Here is a 17,368-nt window from a genome sequence, read left to right as displayed (position 1 = left end):
ATTATTTTTCGAATAGGCCCAGGATTCAGAACTGGGTTGAATAAAAAACAGAAACAAGTAACCTGAAATTTCAAGTATGGCTGTTTTAAAATTCAGAATATATTTTGAGGAAGATGACAGTATCTACCGCGATGTGGCCATTAAGCACACACAAACTTTTTTGCAGTTGCAGCAGGTAATACTGAAATCGTACGAGTTTGACAACAAACATCAGGCTACATTTTATCGTAGTAACGATAACTGGCAACGCGGTCGTGAAATTAGCCTGGCCAAATACGATAAGCCGTATAAAGTAGAACCATTACTGATGGAAAATACGACGATCGGTTCTGAAATTAAAGATCCTAACCAGAAGTTTATCTTCGTTTACGATTTTGTAAAGAACTGGAGCTTCCTGGTAGAATTGATCAGCGTATCGAAAGAAGAAAGCAGCAAGATCGATTATCCGGCAATGATAAAATCGGAAGGCATTGCGCCCTCGCAATATGGCACCAAAGGAATTGCCGGCGATAAGCTTACCGAAATGGAAGAAAAATACGATCTGAAAGCCGGTACCGAAGGCTTTGGTACCGAAGGCGATGAAGACGAAGAAGACCTGGGCCTGGGAGAAGAGGCAGAAGAAGGTGGCCAGGACGATGAAGTATAAATACAGTTTCTTGTTTTTAGTTTATTGTTTATGGTTCTTAAGTTTCAACAGTCTTTGTAAATAGGGGCCCCGCATAAATTCTGGCGAGCTAAAAATGTAATAAATAGTTCCCGATATTGAACGACAACAACAAACCATAAACTATAAACCATAAACTTTAGATTTGTTTTGGGTTCTTTACAAGCTCAGGCAAATAATATGAATGAAAAAACATGTGTAATTATAGCCGGCCCTACGGCAGTTGGAAAAACAGCCGTAGCCATTGAAGTAGCCCGTCATTTTAATACAGCTATCATCTCTGCCGACTCCCGGCAATGTTTTAAAGAAATGACCATTGGCGTGGCAAAACCTTCGGCCAGTGAACTGCAACAGGTACATCACTATTTTATCAATTCCCATTCCATTCACGAAGACGTAAACGCTGCGGTGTATGAGCAATATGCGTTACAGGCAGCGGATAAAATATTTCAGCATAATAATTTTACTGTTGTAACCGGCGGCACCGGTTTGTATATAAAAGCATTTTGTGAAGGGCTCGATGATGTGCCCCCCATTTCAATGGCCATTCGCCAGGCTATTACAGAACAATATGAACAACAAGGCCTGGCCTGGTTGCAACAACAGGTACAGCAACAGGACCCATTGTATTATGCAACCGGGGAAATACAAAATCCGCAACGCCTTATTCGCGCACTGGAAGTAAAACAGGCAACAGGGGAGTCTATACGCAGTTATCAGCAAGGGAAAAAAGCTACCCGTCCTTTCAGGATCATTAAACTGGGGCTTGAACTTCCCAAACCCGAATTGCATGCACGCATCAATACCCGGGTAGATATTATGATGGAACAGGGATTACTGAAAGAAGTAGAAGGTCTTATTCCATATAAACAATTGAATGCATTGCAAACGGTAGGCTATAGCGAACTGTTCGAGCACCTCGAAGGAAATAGCTCACTGCAACAAGCTATTGACCGCATAAAAACAAATACCCGCCACTACGCCAAACGGCAAATGACCTGGTTTAAGAAAGATATAAGTATGAGATGGTTTTCTCCCAATGCGCTTCAGGAAATGATTCATTATATAGCTAGTGGCTAGTAGTAAGTAGCTAGTAGGGCTTTTATTCGAAGCTCATAATTAATCATCAGCTAGTGGCCAGTAGCTAATGGCTAGTAGGGGTTTCACTACCAGCTGTATTCTACCTACTCGCCACTCACCACTTACTACTAGCTGTATTCCTCTTCCTATTAGCAATAAGCATATTTACCTAACACGAAATAAGTTAAGCAAATAGCGTGTAACAATAACTGTTCGCAGGCTTCCATATGCTGTTTATAAGAGCGAATTTTACCCTACGAAAGAAGAAGAGATAGTATTATTAGTCCGTTTGTTTTTAATCCGTAAACGACCGTGAAAACTGTGAAGGTTAAAGGTGACGAATGATGAACCCTTTAAAAAAGCCCCGTCTGTACCGGTTGAGCCGGCACCAGACGGGGTTCCTTTTTGTAAAAAGGTTATTAGAAAAGGCAGACCCCGACATATCGGAGCCGGTTGTGAAATTTTTTGCTATCCGCTGCTTATATCTTAAAACCCAAGGTCAGCAATATTTGTCCAACCCTGCTTTTAATATCGGCAAAGGTATTGTCTTTATCCGCTAACCGGTAAGGGAAATTAACATCCCTTATAATGCTATGTACATAAGTAAGGTCAATAAATATGCCTTTATCCCGGTAACCCAAGCCACCACTGACATTTATTCTACGCGCTTTAAGCGCATCATCTTTATAGGGATTGCCATAATGCGCAAAACCCAACCGGGCCATAATGGTATTGAATTTTAGTTCTCCACCTATGCGGAAATTAAATGCGCCTTTATAAGAATCTTTAACGACCTTATTTATACTTTCGAAATACGATTCATCATCGCCTTGTTCCGCAGCGCTGAAGCGCGATGAGCCATATGTTACGTATTCCAAATCGGCGGTAATGAAACCTTTTTGGGCACTCACATCTTCCACTTCATGAAGAACATACGATCCGCTTACTAAAAACTTCCAGGGCGAGCTCATGTCGTATTTATAAACAGGCGTGCTGTTGCCATAATAATAATCAGAATTAATGCTATCTACTCCCGGATCGTTAGGGCCAAACAGCCTTTCTACATCGGTAACCATTTTACCCGATAATTTCTCCCGCAATCCATAAATAGTAGGGGTGTGAATGGCAATGCCAAACCGCATTTGACGCGCGGGTTTAAAAATAATACCCAGTTTACCATTCAAACCAACTCCTGAAGTGCTCAATCTTTCTTCGTACCGGGAGAATTTAAAGTTATTGTTCGGGTCGCCGGAGGCATCCGTTTCCGTGAACACGGTCGTTCTTTCATATTTCACAATAGGAACACCAATGCTGCCGCCGATATAAAACCGGTCTTCCAGGTTACCGGCGTAACCAAGAGCAATTTCAGAAATACCGCCCCGGGTGGTGATCTTGTTTTCCTGGTTAACGGCATTCAGGTATTCGGGCCGGCCAACTACCTGTAATTGTCCGTTCAAAGTGGCTGTATCTATGAGGTAAGTATAAATGGCCATTTTAGTGCCAAGCGAAAGATAGGGACTGTACCTTACATCATTGATGGAAACACCCGACCGGGAAAACTCCTCGGCAAATTGTTCCGAATAAGAACTATAGTCGTTCTGTCCCCGGTAATAAATTCTATTATTGAAGTTGGCAGTACGGTTAACGGCAATGCTAAAAGCCTTGCTTACCCATCTATTGCCCGGGTCGGTGGTGGCTGATACAAAACCGCTGGTACTGAAGTTAAACCGCGATAAATTATTGCCGGTAGCATCTGTTTCCCGGAAACTGCCTTTGCTCCTGGCCATGGTAAAGCCGGGAGACAATACAATTTCACTCACTTTAAAAAAACCCAAACCTGCAGGGTTCACAAATGTGGAAGTGATCTCGCCGCCCAGGGAACCCATGGCGCCGCCGATGGCCTGGTTACGGGCTGTTCCGGAGGGCGTATTCCAGCTCATGCGCAATGCGTCTTCGGGTAACTGTGACATTGCCTGCCTGCCGAACAATACCAGAAATGCTATTGTAATGGTGTACTTCATAGTGCGATCATTGTAAATACGGCAAACGTGAAACGGCAAACGGCAAAGGCTCGCTCGTAGTAGTGCGACCGAAAGGTTTCATGCTTACTGTTGAATAAAAGGCGACTTTACTGTAGAAAAGTGGGGCTCCCACAGTTGTGTAATTCAAATATTTTTTAAAGAATATAATATTTCCGCAACAGGTAAATTATGTAAAGTGCGGATTGGTAATACTTTTACTGTTTACTCCGGCAAGTCACGTCTCCCGTTTCACGTTTGCCGTTTGCCGGCTCCCGTTTAAGGTTTGCCGGCTCACGGACTAGCCGCCGCGGCTTGGCCTGCTGCCTCCACTGCTACCACCGCTGCTTCCACCACTACTTCCGCCAGAAGAACCGCCCGATGAAGGCGTATAAGACCTTACCGGCGCTGAAGGTGCTGATGGAGTATAAGACGGAGAAGAGGACGACTGAGGCGTATAATAGCTGTCGTTGCGATTGCTGCCCGAATATACCCTGCGCAATCCACCGCTATTGTTGTTGTTGCTGCTATTGCTGGTACTATACCGGCCGTTAGGATTTGTTTGGTAAATATTGCCGTTACTTCTGCCGCTGTTGCGGTTATTGTAATTATTATTTGAATACCTGGTCAGGTTAGAATTGCGAACTGTATTATATACCACCGGGTTGGTTTTACCGCTTCCCACAATGATGCCGGGGCAATAAGGATTGTAATAGCTATTCCAGTTATAATAACTGTTCCAGTAGGAGCCAAATGACCATGGATTATAGTAAGAATAAGGGCCATAGCCAAAGCCGCCATAACCATATGTACTATAAGCATACGGGCTATAATACCCGTAATAACCGGGTGCATATTGCCAGTCGTTCATGTATGCATAATTATCAAAACTGCTCCAACGATAACGGTCGCGTACGCGCATGCGCAGGTAGTTATCATCGGGATTGTAATAATCGTTACGGCTGTAACTGCTGCCGCGCTTGGTATTCTCCACCGTTAAATACGAATCTTCCGTACGGGTCGGTGAATAATACACATCGTCCGGAGTTTGTCCGGAACGATATACCGAGCAACTGGATAAGGCAAGTATTGCCAATAGTGCAGGTAGTATATTTCGAAACCTCATAGTAATGATTTTAACGTTTTTCATACTAAAGCGTAATCTACTGTTGTTAAGCTACAAAATAATTTGAAAGCAATTCACAATACAGCGGTAAGTGCTACTTTTGCGTTTTTCCGAACTAAAGTTACAATAAAAAGACAGGTCCTGCCAGGAAATAATTGCATGACGAATGTTAAAATTTATCGATGAATTGCCTGATAATGAGGGCGAAAGCAGGATGTCGGAAGTCAGAAGCCGGATGTCGGAAGTTCAGACCTCAGACCCAGAATAATAAAAACTAAAACATGAGCAAAGAGATCACCAGCCGAAGTACAGATTATTCGCAATGGTACAATGATTTGGTTATTAAAGGCGGCCTGGCCGATTATTCGGCCGTAAGAGGTTGTATGGTAATTAAACCTTATGGGTTTTCGCTGTGGGAAAATATGCGCGATACCCTTGACAAAATGTTCAAGGACACCGGGCACGTAAATGCCTATTTCCCGTTGTTCGTTCCCAAAAGTCTGTTTGAAGCCGAGGAAAAGAACGCCGAAGGGTTTGCCAAGGAATGCGCGATAGTAACGCATTACCGGTTAAAGAACGATCCTTCCAAAAAAGGCGCCCTGATGGTTGATCCCGATGCGAAGCTGGAAGAAGAGCTTGTGATTCGCCCAACCAGTGAGGCCATTATCTGGAACACTTACAAAAACTGGATCCAGTCATATCGCGACCTGCCGCTGCTCATTAACCAATGGGCCAACGTAGTACGGTGGGAAATGCGCACCCGGTTGTTTCTGCGTACTGCCGAATTCTTATGGCAGGAAGGGCATACCGCCCACGCTACCGCCAAGGAGGCCGTGGCAGAAACCGTTCAAATGCTGAACGTGTACGCCGATTTTGTAGAGAACTGGATGGCATTGCCGGTTATTAAAGGGGTTAAAACCGAGAACGAGCGTTTTGCCGGCGCGGTTGACACCTATTGTATCGAAGCCCTGATGCAGGATGGCAAAGCCCTGCAGGCCGGTACATCGCACTTTTTGGGTCAGAATTTTGCGAAAGCATTTGATGTGAAGTTTTCTGATAAAGAGAATAAGCTCGATTATGTATGGGCTACCAGTTGGGGCGTAAGCACCCGCCTCATTGGTGCGCTGGTAATGGCGCATAGTGATGACGAGGGGTTGATACTTCCGCCCAAAATTGCGCCGCAACAGGTAGTGATCGTTCCTATTTATAAAGGGGAAGAACAAAAGGCCAAAATAGATGTAAAAGTGCAGGACCTGGTGAAACAACTGAAAGCGATGGGTGTGCGCGTGAAATACGATGATAATGATAACGCCCGGCCCGGTTGGAAATTTGCCGAATACGAAATGAAAGGCGTACCTGTGCGTATTGCGCTTGGCTTGAGAGACCTGGAGAATAATACCGTTGAACTGGCCCGTCGCGATACCAAAGAAAAGCAAAGCGTGTCAATGGACGGACTGGCTGAGCGCATTGTGCAATTACTGGCCGACATTCAGCAATCTATCTATAACAAAGCGCTGGCTTATCGCGATTCGCATATTACACAGGTTAATACCTGGGATGAATTTGTAAACACCCTGAATGAAAAAGGTGGTTTTGTATCTGCGTTCTGGGATGGTACCAGTGAAACGGAAGATGCCATCAAGGAAAAGACCAAGGCTACCATCCGGTGTATTCCATTGGATAATCCACAGGAAGAAGGGGTATGCGTTTTCTCAGGCAAGCCCGCCAAACAACGGGTGCTGTTTGCCCAGGCATATTAAGTGTAAAATATTATTGTCATTTTGCCCGTTATTGGTCATAGGCCGGTAACGGGCTTTTTTTATTGCAGCTATTTTATATTTTCAGCTATTTCCATATCTTGTAACCTTGCCCTTTAATTCTTTAACCAAAAATCCAACTTAACATGGAACAGTACAGTCAAGCCGCTGTAGGTACAGAATCGAATTTATTTGAATTGCAAATTGATCATGAAAACATGAGGTATTTGGGCGAAACTGCCAAATGGGCGAAATTTTTATCGATCGTAGGTTTTGTAATGTGTGGTTTACTTGTAATTGCAGCCTTATTTGCCGGCAGTTTACTCTCATCATTTTCACCCCTGGGCGGCACTATGGGCGCAAGCGGGCTTCTTGTTACCATCATTTATATAGGGGGGGCGTTGCTATACTTTTTTCCCTGCCTGTACATGTTTAATTTTGCGAGAAAGATGCAAATGGCAATGAACAATAACGATCAATCAACCCTGAACGCTTCTTTCAGTAACCTCAAATCCAGTTTCAAATTTGTAGGTATTTTAACCATTGTCATCTTGTCAATATACCTGTTACTTATATTAATAGCCCTTATCGTTGGTCTATCACGATAAAAACAAAAGTTAACGAATTTTCGAATTGGGATTTCGGGACTTTCCGGAATCCCTTTTTCTTTAAATAAAAAAGAAAGCGACAGGCGGGCAAGCATCTCACCATTCACCATTCGCCTAGTTTGTAGAGTAATAGTTGTAATCTTTCAGCAGCGTTTGTAAAAACTCCAGCGAATCCTGGTCGGTGTGCATTTTGAGCTTCGATTGAATACGATCGGCGATCTTAAGCGACAGGTCGTAATCGTTGCGCTTTTTCACCGTTTCTATAATATTCTTCAGTGTATTGATATCGCGGTCGCTCAACTGCATCACCTGCGGGTACCGGGGTTGATAAGTAGATTCTACCTCCGTGAAAACCGTATCCTGCCACGACGTGCGGTTCTTCAGATCAATTAAAATAGTACCGGCAACCAGGTCGCCCACCCGCTGCGATTTGGGCGTTGCAACAACGCAGATAAAACCGGCAAATATGAATATTATCGACCACCAGGTTGAGTAACCGCTCAGCGCTCCAGCCAATAGTAATACGGGAAAATCAACAATTCTGAACAGCCAGCGAATGAGGTACTGGCTTACGGAAGGTTGTCCGCCCTGCAAAGTCATTACCTTTATTTGCATGGCCATTTTGCCAACGCTTTGACCGTTCATCGTGATCTCGGAAAGCAGGTGATAAAAAATAAAAGGCAGCATGAACAGCACCCCGGCCCAGAGCTCGTCATTCCAGTGGTACCCCACCAGCGCATCCAGGAATTTTGAACCCAGCCACACGTAAGTGCCCTGGATAGTAGCATCAATTAACCAGGCAAAAAAGCGGCGGTGAAAGGGACTGAGCGCAAATTCCACTTCAATGTTAAAGCCGGTATCTAGTTTTACTAATAGCATATAAAACGTTGCAGGTTACAAGTTACAGGTTACAGGGAAAATTCCAATACCAAGCTCCGGGAACAAATTCTCAGGAACCAAATTGGCATTTGGGATTTGCATTTTGGCGCTTTCACCCCATTTAGGGGTAGGATATAACAATTATCTGTTTGCCAACGTTATAACGTTCAAAATTTTACTATTATATTTATTTAGACATTTAATTTGGGCCTGAATAGGTAGATTTGAAACAATAAAAATACGTCTGTGTGAGAGAAGGACTATTTATAAAGAAAAATATTGATAAGTGGAAGAAATATCAATACGAAACCAGCACCGATCCCGATGAAATGGCGCAACAGTTCACCGAACTGGTTAATGACCTTGGTTATTCCAAAACATTTTATCCGCATAGTAAGGTAACCCAGTATTTGAACGACCTGGCTTCACGCATTTATCTTAATATTTACAAGAACAAGCGGGAAGAAACGTCCCGAATCGGCCGTTTTTTTAAAACGGAGTTACCGCTTACCGTTCGCCGGCATCACCGGGAGATATTGTATGCATTTTTCATTTTTGTTGGTTTTGCGATTATGGCGGCTTTTTCGGCAGCCCATGATGAAACGTTTGTGAGGGGCGTAATGGGCGATAGCTATGTGGAGATGACCGAAGATAATATCGCAAAAGGCGAACCTTTTGGCGTGTACAAACAAATGAAAGCCGTTAACATGTTTGCATATATTGCACTGAACAATATATACGTGTCTTTCAGGGTATTTGTGCTGGGTATTTTCATTGGTATTGGCAGTATAAAAGAAATGTTCCTGAACGGGGTAATGGTGGGCTCTTTTCAATACTATTTTTTTGCGAAGAACCTGGGATGGCCGTCTGTACTGGTAATCTGGATCCATGGTACATTGGAAATCTCTGCCATCATTCTGTCGGGTGCAGCCGGGTTGATTGTAGGTAATAGCATCTTATTCCCAGGCACACATAAACGGTTGCATTCCCTGATGCGGGGAGCTAAAGATGGGTTGAAAATAATGATCGGCCTTGTTCCCATATTAATAGTGGCAGCTTTCCTGGAAGGATTTGTTACCCGGTATTCTTATTCCTCCATGCCCCGTTGGGTGAGTATCTTCATCCTGGCCGCCTCATTTATTTTTATTATGTGGTATTTTGTATGGTATCCCATACAGGTACAACGTAGAACGAAAGCAGAAAAAGCCGTTGAATAAATTATTTGCCTTACTGATGAATTATTTTGCTTCATACCGGTTATTGTGTCCCACTGTAAAAACCATACGGATCGTATTGTGCTTTGCGACATTCCTTTGCTGCTCGCAGGTAATACAGGCGCAGGTGGAAGTATCGGATACAGCTATTACCATTATAGCGCCGCCTGAGCTGGAAGATGTAACCGATACTGATATTGAACAAAAAATAACCATTCCCGAAGAACCGCCCGTATTACGCCAGGTATCCGATTCAACCGTTCGTGACCTGCAAAAGAAGAAGGAATTTGCCTATGCCAATGATCCTGCCTACTGGGCCCAGCAACAGAAACGGCAAATACAAACCCAGAGCGAAGAACCCCAAAAAGGATTCTGGGATTATTTCCATTCGTTCTTTTCCAGCTCTGCTATCAAAACCATTACCTACGGTGTGCTGATCGCTTTTTTCCTGTTCGTAATTTATCGCATCATAGTAGTGAATAAATTGTTCCTGTTCTATTCTTCCAAAAAAGCAAAAACAACAGCAACGGGCGAGGAGATCAGTATTGAAGATGACAACCTGGATGAAAAGATAAAAAATGCAGTTGACTCCAAAGATCACCGCATGGCGGTACGGTTTATGTACCTGAAAGCATTGCAGTTATTGAATGAAAAACAATGGATCAGGTACCATGCCGACGGAACAAATTACGAATATGTGAACCAGATGAGCAAACATAAACTGGGCAGCGAGTTCAGCTCTTTAACCCGCGTATACGATTACATGTGGTATGGTGAGTTTACATTAACCCAGGAACAGTTTGACGTAGTATATAAAAATTTCAGCCACTTTTACAACGCCCTTCATTCTTGAAACCAATAATACGATATCATCTTTTGCTTTGGCTGGTGGCAATAGCCGGTCTGGTGGCCAGTTGTGGTTCAGGCAAACGCATGAACAAACGGGTTACCCTTTGGCGCAGTGATAAAATACCCTACGGCACTTATTACGCTTATGAAAACCTGAACGAGATCTTTCCCGATGCTTCGGTGGTGATCAATAAAAAATCGCCCGACGAGTATAAAGGCTTTAGCTTAAAGAACTTTAAAGACGCAACCGAAGAAATAAAATACGATGATCAAAAGACCAGTTATATCATCATTGCAGATGAGGTAATTCCCGATGAAAATGAAGTAGCCGCCTTGCTGAGCATGGTTGCCAGGGGACAACATATCTTTATCTCTTCTTTCCAGATTGGTGAAACCTTGCTGGACAGTCTGCATTTAAAAACGGCATTTTATACTGGTTCTTATAATACATTTGATTCACTAACGGTAAGTGTAAATAATCCCGAAACCAACGATTCGTTGTCGTATTCTTATCCGGGTACGGCCATGGATAATTTTTTTGTATCGGTAGATTCCAGTATTACAACTATCCTCGGAGAAGATAAGTACGGGCAACCCAATTTTGTGCGGTTCGCATACAACGGCGGTGGTTCTTTGTTCATTCACCTGGCGCCGATCACTTTTTCTAATTTCTTTTTATTACACAAACAAAACAAAGCTTATTACGATAACGTATTATCTTATCTGCCGCAAAGCAGTGAAGTGGTACGGTGGGATGATTATTTCCGGCATCATAAATCAGGTAGAGGAGAAGGAGGAGATAGCGGTGGCAGAAAAGGATTATTTGACGCCAGTAGCTGGATGGGCAAACAACCGGCATTGGCCAGGGCCATGTGGTTGTTGCTGATCCTGATGTTGATCATTTACCTGTTTGAAAGCAAACGCAAACAACGCATCATACCGGTCATTCAGCCGTTGAAGAACGCTTCAGTTGACTTTGTAAAAACCATCGGCCGCCTGTATTTTCAACGGCGCGATAACAAGAACCTGGCGCAAAAGATGACCGTGCATTTCCAGGACCATGTTCGCAGCACGTACAGCATTCGCGCTTCGCTGAACGACCCTGAATTTGAAAAACGACTGGCCTGGAAAACCGGGTACGATCTTAAAGCGCTTAAAGACCTGTTGTATTTCATCAATATGTTACAGGACGCGCCCGATGTAACCGATGAAGCATTGCTTGAACTGAATCATAAATTGGAGCATTTTTATAAACACGCATAATACATGGAAAACTTTTTCGATGTTAGAACCGACCTCAGCACGCTGCAGCAATCGGTACACACCTTAAAAAACGAGATTGGTAAAGTGATCGTAGGGCAGGAACAAATGGTGGAACTATTGCTGGCTGCTGTATTAGCCGATGGACATGTTCTTATTGAAGGCGTGCCCGGTGTAGCCAAAACCCTTACTGCCAAATTGCTGAGTAAAAGCATTTCGGTTGGTTTTTCCCGTATCCAGTTCACACCCGACCTGATGCCGAGCGATGTAATTGGTACTTCCATCTTCAACCCCAAGGATTCCACCTTTCAATTCAATAAGGGACCCATTTTCAGTAATATCGTACTGATAGATGAAATTAACCGCGCCCCGGCCAAAACCCAGGCGGCGTTGTTTGAAGTGATGGAAGAACGGCAGGTAACGGTCGACGGTCATTCGTACCTGTTATCAACCCCGTTCATGGTGGTAGCCACGCAAAACCCGATAGAGCAGGAGGGTACCTATCATTTGCCGGAAGCCCAGTTAGACCGCTTCCTGTTCAAGATAAACGTTTCATATCCTACAGCCGAACAGGAATTCAGGGTGGTTATGCAACACCACCAGCAAAACCTGAACGATATGATCAACCAGGTATCGGCCGTGTTATCGGCCGCGCAAATTCATGAATTGCGCAAACAGGTACGCACCATTCATGTGGAAGAAAAGCTGATCAGTTATATTACCACTATCGTAGCCAATACGCGTAACCATAAATCTATTTACCTGGGCGCTTCACCGCGGGCATCCATTGGTATTCTGAATGGCGCCAAGGCGCTGGCTTCCATGCGGGGCCGCGATTTCGTTACGCCCGATGATATCATTTATATTATGCCACCGGTATTGCGTCACCGTGTTGTGTTATCGCCAGAAAAAGAAATGGAAGGCGCTTCTACCGATGATGTGATTCAGCAGATCATAACAAGCATTGAAGTACCGAGGTAGTTTTAAGTTTGTAGTTTATTGTTTATAGTTTATTGTTTGTGGTTGCTGCCGCGCCCTGAGTCTCAAAACTTCTTTTGAGCTACCCTCAAAAGAACAACAAACCATAAACCACAAACCATAAACAGTACCATTTTCAGCTTGCATTCATCATTCAGTAAAGCATGACCTTTTACAAAAAATACATATTACCCTTGTTCTTCGGACGCCATTTTTACTGGACGTTCGTTGCAATTATTTTACTGTTTGTGCTGTCGTACAACTGGCCCGTGTTATACCCGGTGGCACTGATAAGCCTGTGGTTTTTCGTAGCCATGGTGTTACTGGATTATGCGCTGCTCTTCTTCCGGAAAAACGGGTTGAAAATACAACGCATCGTAAGCGACCGGTTCAGCAATGGCGATATCAATAAAGTACAGCTCACCATTACCAACCAGTTTCATTTTCGCATTCAGTTAAATATAATTGATGAGATCCCGGTTCAATTTCAGCAACGCAATTTTTCGGTAACGGGCGTATTGAACAGCGGGGAAACGCAGAACATCAACTACACCTTGCGACCTGTTGAACGGGGCGAATACATTTTTAATGACACCAATGTATTCGTAAAAAGTCCGTTGCGGCTGGTTGTACGCCGTATAAAGAATGAAGGGGAGCAAATGGTAAAAGTGCTGCCTTCGTATTTGGCCTTGCGCCAGTTTGAATTGATGGCGTATAGCAATAACCTGGCAGAAGCCGGCAGTCGCAAGATCCGTAAAATTGGCCATAGCCTTGAGTTTGAGCAGATCAAGGAATATGTTACCGGCGATGATATTCGCACCATCAACTGGAAAGCTACAGCCCGCAAAGGCGGACAATTGATGGTAAATAATTATACCGATGAGCGCAGCCAGCAGGTGTATTGTGTTATTGATAAAGGCCGCGTAATGAAAATGCCGTTCGAAGGCATGACGCTGCTCGATTATGCCATCAATGCTACGCTGATCTTATCGCGCGTGGCGCTGATAAAACAGGATAGGGCCGGGCTGGTTACGTTTGCTGAGAACATCAGCCATTTTTTACCGGCCGACCGCAAAGCGGCCCAAATGGGAAGCATCCTGGAAACCCTGTACAACCAACAGACCAAATTCCAGGAAACTGATTTCGAAAAGCTGTATGCGCATGTGCGTACCCGCATTTCGCAACGCAGCCTCATTGTATTATTTACCAATTTTGAATCGTTGTCGGGTTTGCAGCGCCAATTACCCTACATCCGCCATATTGCCCGCAATCACCTGGTGCTGGTGGTATTTTTTGAAAATACCGAATTGCGCCAACTGACCGACGAACCGGCCGAAGACATTGAAAAGCTGTACACAAAAACAATTGCAGAAAAGTTTATGTATGAAAAGCGGTTGATCGTAAAGGAGCTGCAACAGCATGGCATTTTCACTATTTTGACCGCGCCGAAAAATCTTACGGTAAATACCGTTAATAAATATTTGGAACTGAAGGCCAGGCAGGCAATTTAATTTGTTTATGGTTTGTAGTTTGTGGTTTGTAGTTTGTGGTTGCCGCCGCGCTTGAGCTGTTCTGTATTTGCTTGCAGCTTGCAGCTTGAAGCTTGCCTAAGCAATTGCTGCAGTTCAGCCCCCGCATTTTTCAAATTTTCAAATTTGCCAATTTTCAAATTACCTTCGCAGCCAAATGCAACAGGCGCCTAAAAATATTTTTGAAGAAGGACAGGTTTTATTGATCAATAAACCGCTTGAGTGGACTTCCTTTGATGTAGTTCGAAAAATTCGTTCCGCCATAAAAATAAAGAAGGTAGGCCATGCCGGCACCCTCGACCCGCTGGCGACCGGTATGTTGATCCTGTGCACCGGTAAATTCACTAAACGCATCAATGAATACATGGCGCAGGAAAAGGAATATACCGGTACATTCACCCTGGGCGCCACTACACCTACTTACGACCTCGAGAGCGATCCGCAGGACCTTAAAGATTACAGCGCTGTTACCCCCGAACAATTAAATACCATTGCCCAACAATTCACCGGCGAAATATTACAGGTGCCGCCCATGCATTCGGCCATTAAAAAAGATGGCAAACGGGTGTACGAACTGGCCCGCAAAGGCCAGACCATTGAGCTGGAGCCCCGCAGGATCGTGATCAAAGAATTTGAGTTTACACGTATTGAAATGCCTGTAGTGCATTTCAGGGTGGTTTGCTCAACCGGCACGTATATCCGCAGCCTGGCCAATGATGTGGGAAAAGCCGCCGGTTGCGGCGCCTATTTAAACAGCCTTTGCCGTACGAGGATCGGGAGTTTTACATTAGATAAATCTATGACGATGGAACAGGCGCTGGAGTGGGTGAAAGAAATGAAAAATGAAGAATAAGAAATGAGAAATGAAGAAGGGAAGAAATATCGAATATTGAATGTCAAATGTTGAATGTCGAAATGAAAAGCGAAGTCGATGGGCCTTTACTTTTTCATTTTTAATTTTACATTTCTCATTCTTCATTTCCCTGTATTCACTTCAACATTCAAAATTCAATATTCTACATTCAATATTTAGAACGGGTACCCGATTCCCAACTGAAACTGCCCGTTCAGGATCCTGATATCATTAAACCAGCCATCATTCTTATAGGCAAACAATGGGTCTTTGATCTTATAAGCCCAGTCGAGCCTGATCAGGAAGAAATCAAAATCGAACCGCAGGCTGCTCCCGGCGCCAATAGCAAGGTCTTTATATAACCGGCTCAATTTAAAGGAGGCTTCCGGTATTTTAGCTTTCGTAACCGGATCGAATTCGGTACTCCAGATATTACCAATATCTACAAACAGGGCGCTGTTCACTTTAATACCGGCAATGGTAGTAATATTAAAACGGAATTCTGTGTTCAGCTCTATCTGCATATTACCAAAACGCTCAATTCCGCTGGTGTCAGGTTTATCGTACAGGTTCGCAGAACCAGGCCCCAGCCGCCTAATAGGCCAGGCGCGCATGCTGTACGGACCGCCGGCAAAAAAGGCTTTGAAGAAGGGCAGGTTATTTTCTTTCACAATCTGTCCGCTACCCGTATCCGCTTTTCCATATACATAACCATATCCGGCAAAAGCCCGGAAAGCCCATGAAGAATGCGGGTGATTAATATAGTGTTTAATCTCTCCGTCTACTTTAACAAACCGCGCCAGGGAACCCAGTTCAAGCCGTTTTATGAGGCCGAACAAAGCGCCGCTTTCTTCCACCCGGCCCCGTAACAGCGTAAGCTTATTATCTTTTTCTATCCCGGTCGAAAGGCTCATTATCTGGCTAATGATAAGCCCGTCATTGAAGGCAAATTTGTATGAACTGATCTTGTTCTCCAGCTTCTGCAAGCTGTCCAGCTTTTTTACATCGGTATATTCATAATTGAAAGGAATGTATTGCCAGGTCTTCCGCCATCTTTGCCCAACCAGGTCCTGGTCTTCGCGGCGCCGGCCCTTTACCCACTCATACCCCCAGGAAGTATTGAAGGAGCGCGATTGGAACAACAACAGCCTGTCGGTATAGGCCGCATTCAGGTTTAATAAGGTGCGCGCGTTGATGAAGCTGTCGGTCTTTATTTTTATCGGCGAAATGAATTTGGGAAAGTTGATGGTATGCGCCAGACTTGCCTGCAGGGTTTGAATGATGTTGGTACCTAACTCTATACCAAACCGGGCGCTGGTCACGGTTTGAATGGCTTCGCGATATGCATTCCGGTTCAGTAAGCGGCCATTCAAACCAATACCAAACAACTGGCCGGTAGTAAGGAAGTCGCTTACGTTACGGCTGGTTTCAAAGGATACATTCAGGTTTTGCTTGGGAGCAGGGTATAGCCGCAACTTCGCATCCAGCAGGGGGCGGCTGCTGTCGTACCGTTCTACCATTTCCACATCTACATTTTGCCAGGCGCCCAGGCTGGTAAAATTATTAATGGTGCGAAAATAGCGCCGTTGCACATACAACGATCCCGGCCTTATGTAAATGTTATTGGCTATAAAAGGTAATTTAAAGCGCCGGGAATTATAAATAAAGCTATATCCCTTTATGTGGGTGGTATCATGGATGGTAGAATCAAACTCTTCCTGGTAAATAGCATCGGGGTAAACGGTCACGCTGCCGATGTAGAACTTTTTCAACCGGCTGCTGTCTTTTACCGGTTGCTGTTTTATCACCACATTAATGGTGGGGTTCTCTCTTTTCCTGCGTAAAGAATCCAATAACCTGATCTGATCAAACGGATCGAGGGTTGGGTCAATTAATGCAGCTACCACGGTATCTACTTCCGCATATATATCTTCTTTATGCAGCTTGTAATAACCATTGTTGCGGAAAACGGTCAACAACCTGTCCAGCTCGTCCGATACTTTTTGCAGGGTATAGGGTTCGGTCTTTTTCAGCATCGATTTATCCTGCTGGCGCAGGGCTAACCGCTGCAATTCGGGGTCCCGGAAGGCATACCCGATGGAATCGAGCCGCAGCACCTTGCCCGGGATCACCGTGAAACTGATGTGGGCCCGGTATTGCTTTTTACCTACGGTATCTATGCGGAAAGTATCGCGTATAACAGGATGAAAGTAACCCAGCGAATGCAGCAGACTGGTCATAAAGATGCGGGACCGGCCTATATTGACGGTATCAAATACCGGCGGTTTTAATAATACCCTACGAACCCCGGCGTAAGAAATGACGCGGGTCTTTAAACTGTCATCCAACTGGTTTTGCAACCGCTCTTCCATTTGCAGTTTATCGGGCACATTGCCTTCGATATTGATATTGGTTTTATAAACAAAGGGTTTGCCAGCCTGATATTTTTTAGGAACTGTGCAGGATGTAACCGACGCCAAAACAAAAGCGCAATACGCTATCCAACGAACCAATCTAAATGCAGTAACTTGCCGGGCTAATAACATATTTTGT

14 protein-coding genes are annotated in these 17,368 nt (G+C 44.3%); 10 read left to right on the top strand and 4 right to left on the bottom strand.

Annotated features, from left to right (window positions below; translation table 11 throughout):
• Nucleotides 1–76: 76 nt before the first annotated feature.
• Together FAM09_RS15485 and miaA are read left to right on the top strand one after the other, a co-directional pair.
• Nucleotides 77–646 (top strand): IS1096 element passenger TnpR family protein, encoded by a 570-nt coding sequence (locus FAM09_RS15485; RefSeq protein WP_136578041.1) that lies wholly within the window; start codon nucleotides 77–79, stop codon nucleotides 644–646.
• Between the two features lie 198 nt (nucleotides 647–844).
• Complete coding sequence (miaA, locus tag FAM09_RS15480; protein WP_136578040.1) at nucleotides 845–1,744, top strand: tRNA (adenosine(37)-N6)-dimethylallyltransferase MiaA; 900 nt, start codon at nucleotides 845–847, stop codon at nucleotides 1,742–1,744.
• A gap of 479 nt (nucleotides 1,745–2,223) precedes the next feature.
• Here miaA and FAM09_RS15475 read toward each other — a convergent pair whose 3' ends face one another.
• Nucleotides 2,224–3,765: an aromatic hydrocarbon degradation protein gene (locus tag FAM09_RS15475; RefSeq protein WP_136578039.1), complete on the bottom strand. Its 1,542-nt coding sequence runs from the start codon at nucleotides 3,763–3,765 to the stop codon at nucleotides 2,224–2,226.
• Between the two features lie 298 nt (nucleotides 3,766–4,063).
• On the bottom strand, nucleotides 4,064–4,888 hold the full coding sequence (locus tag FAM09_RS15470) for a hypothetical protein (RefSeq protein WP_136578038.1): 825 nt from the start codon (nucleotides 4,886–4,888) through the stop codon (nucleotides 4,064–4,066).
• Nucleotides 4,889–5,169: 281 nt separating this feature from the next.
• Between FAM09_RS15470 and proS the strand changes: the two genes are divergently transcribed.
• Nucleotides 5,170–6,648 (top strand): proline--tRNA ligase, encoded by a 1,479-nt coding sequence (gene proS, locus FAM09_RS15465; protein ID WP_136578037.1) that lies wholly within the window; start codon nucleotides 5,170–5,172, stop codon nucleotides 6,646–6,648.
• 143 nt (nucleotides 6,649–6,791) lie between these two features.
• Nucleotides 6,792–7,253 carry a DUF5362 family protein gene (locus FAM09_RS15460; RefSeq protein WP_136578036.1) on the top strand — a complete coding sequence of 154 codons (462 nt, stop codon included), beginning with the start codon at nucleotides 6,792–6,794 and terminating at the stop codon, nucleotides 7,251–7,253.
• Nucleotides 7,254–7,367: 114 nt separating this feature from the next.
• Here FAM09_RS15460 and FAM09_RS15455 read toward each other — a convergent pair whose 3' ends face one another.
• Nucleotides 7,368–8,132 (bottom strand): RDD family protein, encoded by a 765-nt coding sequence (locus FAM09_RS15455; protein ID WP_136578035.1) that lies wholly within the window; start codon nucleotides 8,130–8,132, stop codon nucleotides 7,368–7,370.
• 248 nt (nucleotides 8,133–8,380) lie between these two features.
• Here FAM09_RS15455 and FAM09_RS15450 point away from each other — a divergent pair, with 248 nt between their 5' ends.
• The 6 genes from FAM09_RS15450 to truB all read left to right on the top strand — a co-directional run bounded on the left by FAM09_RS15450 (nucleotide 8,381) and on the right by truB (nucleotide 14,815).
• Nucleotides 8,381–9,349 (top strand): stage II sporulation protein M, encoded by a 969-nt coding sequence (locus FAM09_RS15450; protein WP_136578034.1) that lies wholly within the window; start codon nucleotides 8,381–8,383, stop codon nucleotides 9,347–9,349.
• 16 nt (nucleotides 9,350–9,365) lie between these two features.
• Nucleotides 9,366–10,199, top strand: a complete 834-nt coding sequence (locus tag FAM09_RS15445) for a DUF4129 domain-containing protein (RefSeq protein ID WP_136578033.1) — start codon at nucleotides 9,366–9,368, stop codon at nucleotides 10,197–10,199.
• Nucleotides 10,196–11,458, top strand: coding sequence for a DUF4350 domain-containing protein (locus FAM09_RS15440; RefSeq protein ID WP_136578032.1), 1,263 nt, complete (start codon nucleotides 10,196–10,198; stop codon nucleotides 11,456–11,458). Before FAM09_RS15445 ends, FAM09_RS15440 begins: the two co-directional genes overlap by 4 nt.
• Before the next feature lie 3 nt (nucleotides 11,459–11,461).
• Entirely contained in the window at nucleotides 11,462–12,436 is a 975-nt protein-coding gene (locus FAM09_RS15435) for an AAA family ATPase (RefSeq protein ID WP_136578031.1), read from the top strand.
• Between the two features lie 161 nt (nucleotides 12,437–12,597).
• On the top strand, nucleotides 12,598–13,944 hold the full coding sequence (locus FAM09_RS15430; protein WP_136578030.1) for a DUF58 domain-containing protein: 1,347 nt from the start codon (nucleotides 12,598–12,600) through the stop codon (nucleotides 13,942–13,944).
• A 175-nt stretch (nucleotides 13,945–14,119) separates the two neighbouring features.
• Complete coding sequence (gene truB, locus FAM09_RS15425; protein WP_136578029.1) at nucleotides 14,120–14,815, top strand: tRNA pseudouridine(55) synthase TruB; 696 nt, start codon at nucleotides 14,120–14,122, stop codon at nucleotides 14,813–14,815.
• 176 nt (nucleotides 14,816–14,991) lie between these two features.
• Here the strand turns inward: truB and FAM09_RS15420 are convergent, their stop codons facing one another.
• Nucleotides 14,992–17,361 carry a BamA/TamA family outer membrane protein gene (locus tag FAM09_RS15420; protein WP_136578028.1) on the bottom strand — a complete coding sequence of 790 codons (2,370 nt, stop codon included), beginning with the start codon at nucleotides 17,359–17,361 and terminating at the stop codon, nucleotides 14,992–14,994.
• Nucleotides 17,362–17,368: the final 7 nt, after the last annotated feature.

This window comes from Niastella caeni (genome assembly GCF_004834005.1).
Classification (GTDB): Bacteria; Bacteroidota; Bacteroidia; order Chitinophagales; family Chitinophagaceae; genus Niastella; species Niastella caeni.
Note: the sequence above shows the minus strand (reverse complement) of the source record. Positions and strands in the feature narration are given on the sequence as shown.

Bases quoted from the DNA above. Each gene is read 5' to 3' on its own strand.
- FAM09_RS15485 (WP_136578041.1), top strand. From the start codon at position 77: ATGGCTGTTTTAAAATTCAGAATATATTTTGAGGAAGATGACAGTATC.
- miaA (WP_136578040.1), top strand. From the start codon at position 845: ATGAATGAAAAAACATGTGTAATTATAGCCGGCCCTACGGCAGTTGGA.
- FAM09_RS15475 (WP_136578039.1), bottom strand. From the start codon at position 3,765: ATGAAGTACACCATTACAATAGCATTTCTGGTATTGTTCGGCAGGCAG.
- FAM09_RS15470 (WP_136578038.1), bottom strand. From the start codon at position 4,888: ATGAGGTTTCGAAATATACTACCTGCACTATTGGCAATACTTGCCTTA.
- proS (WP_136578037.1), top strand. From the start codon at position 5,170: ATGAGCAAAGAGATCACCAGCCGAAGTACAGATTATTCGCAATGGTAC.
- FAM09_RS15460 (WP_136578036.1), top strand. From the start codon at position 6,792: ATGGAACAGTACAGTCAAGCCGCTGTAGGTACAGAATCGAATTTATTT.
- FAM09_RS15455 (WP_136578035.1), bottom strand. From the start codon at position 8,132: ATGCTATTAGTAAAACTAGATACCGGCTTTAACATTGAAGTGGAATTT.
- FAM09_RS15445 (WP_136578033.1), top strand. From the start codon at position 9,366: ATGAATTATTTTGCTTCATACCGGTTATTGTGTCCCACTGTAAAAACC.
- FAM09_RS15435 (WP_136578031.1), top strand. From the start codon at position 11,462: ATGGAAAACTTTTTCGATGTTAGAACCGACCTCAGCACGCTGCAGCAA.
- FAM09_RS15430 (WP_136578030.1), top strand. From the start codon at position 12,598: ATGACCTTTTACAAAAAATACATATTACCCTTGTTCTTCGGACGCCAT.
- truB (WP_136578029.1), top strand. From the start codon at position 14,120: ATGCAACAGGCGCCTAAAAATATTTTTGAAGAAGGACAGGTTTTATTG.
- FAM09_RS15420 (WP_136578028.1), bottom strand. From the start codon at position 17,361: ATGTTATTAGCCCGGCAAGTTACTGCATTTAGATTGGTTCGTTGGATA.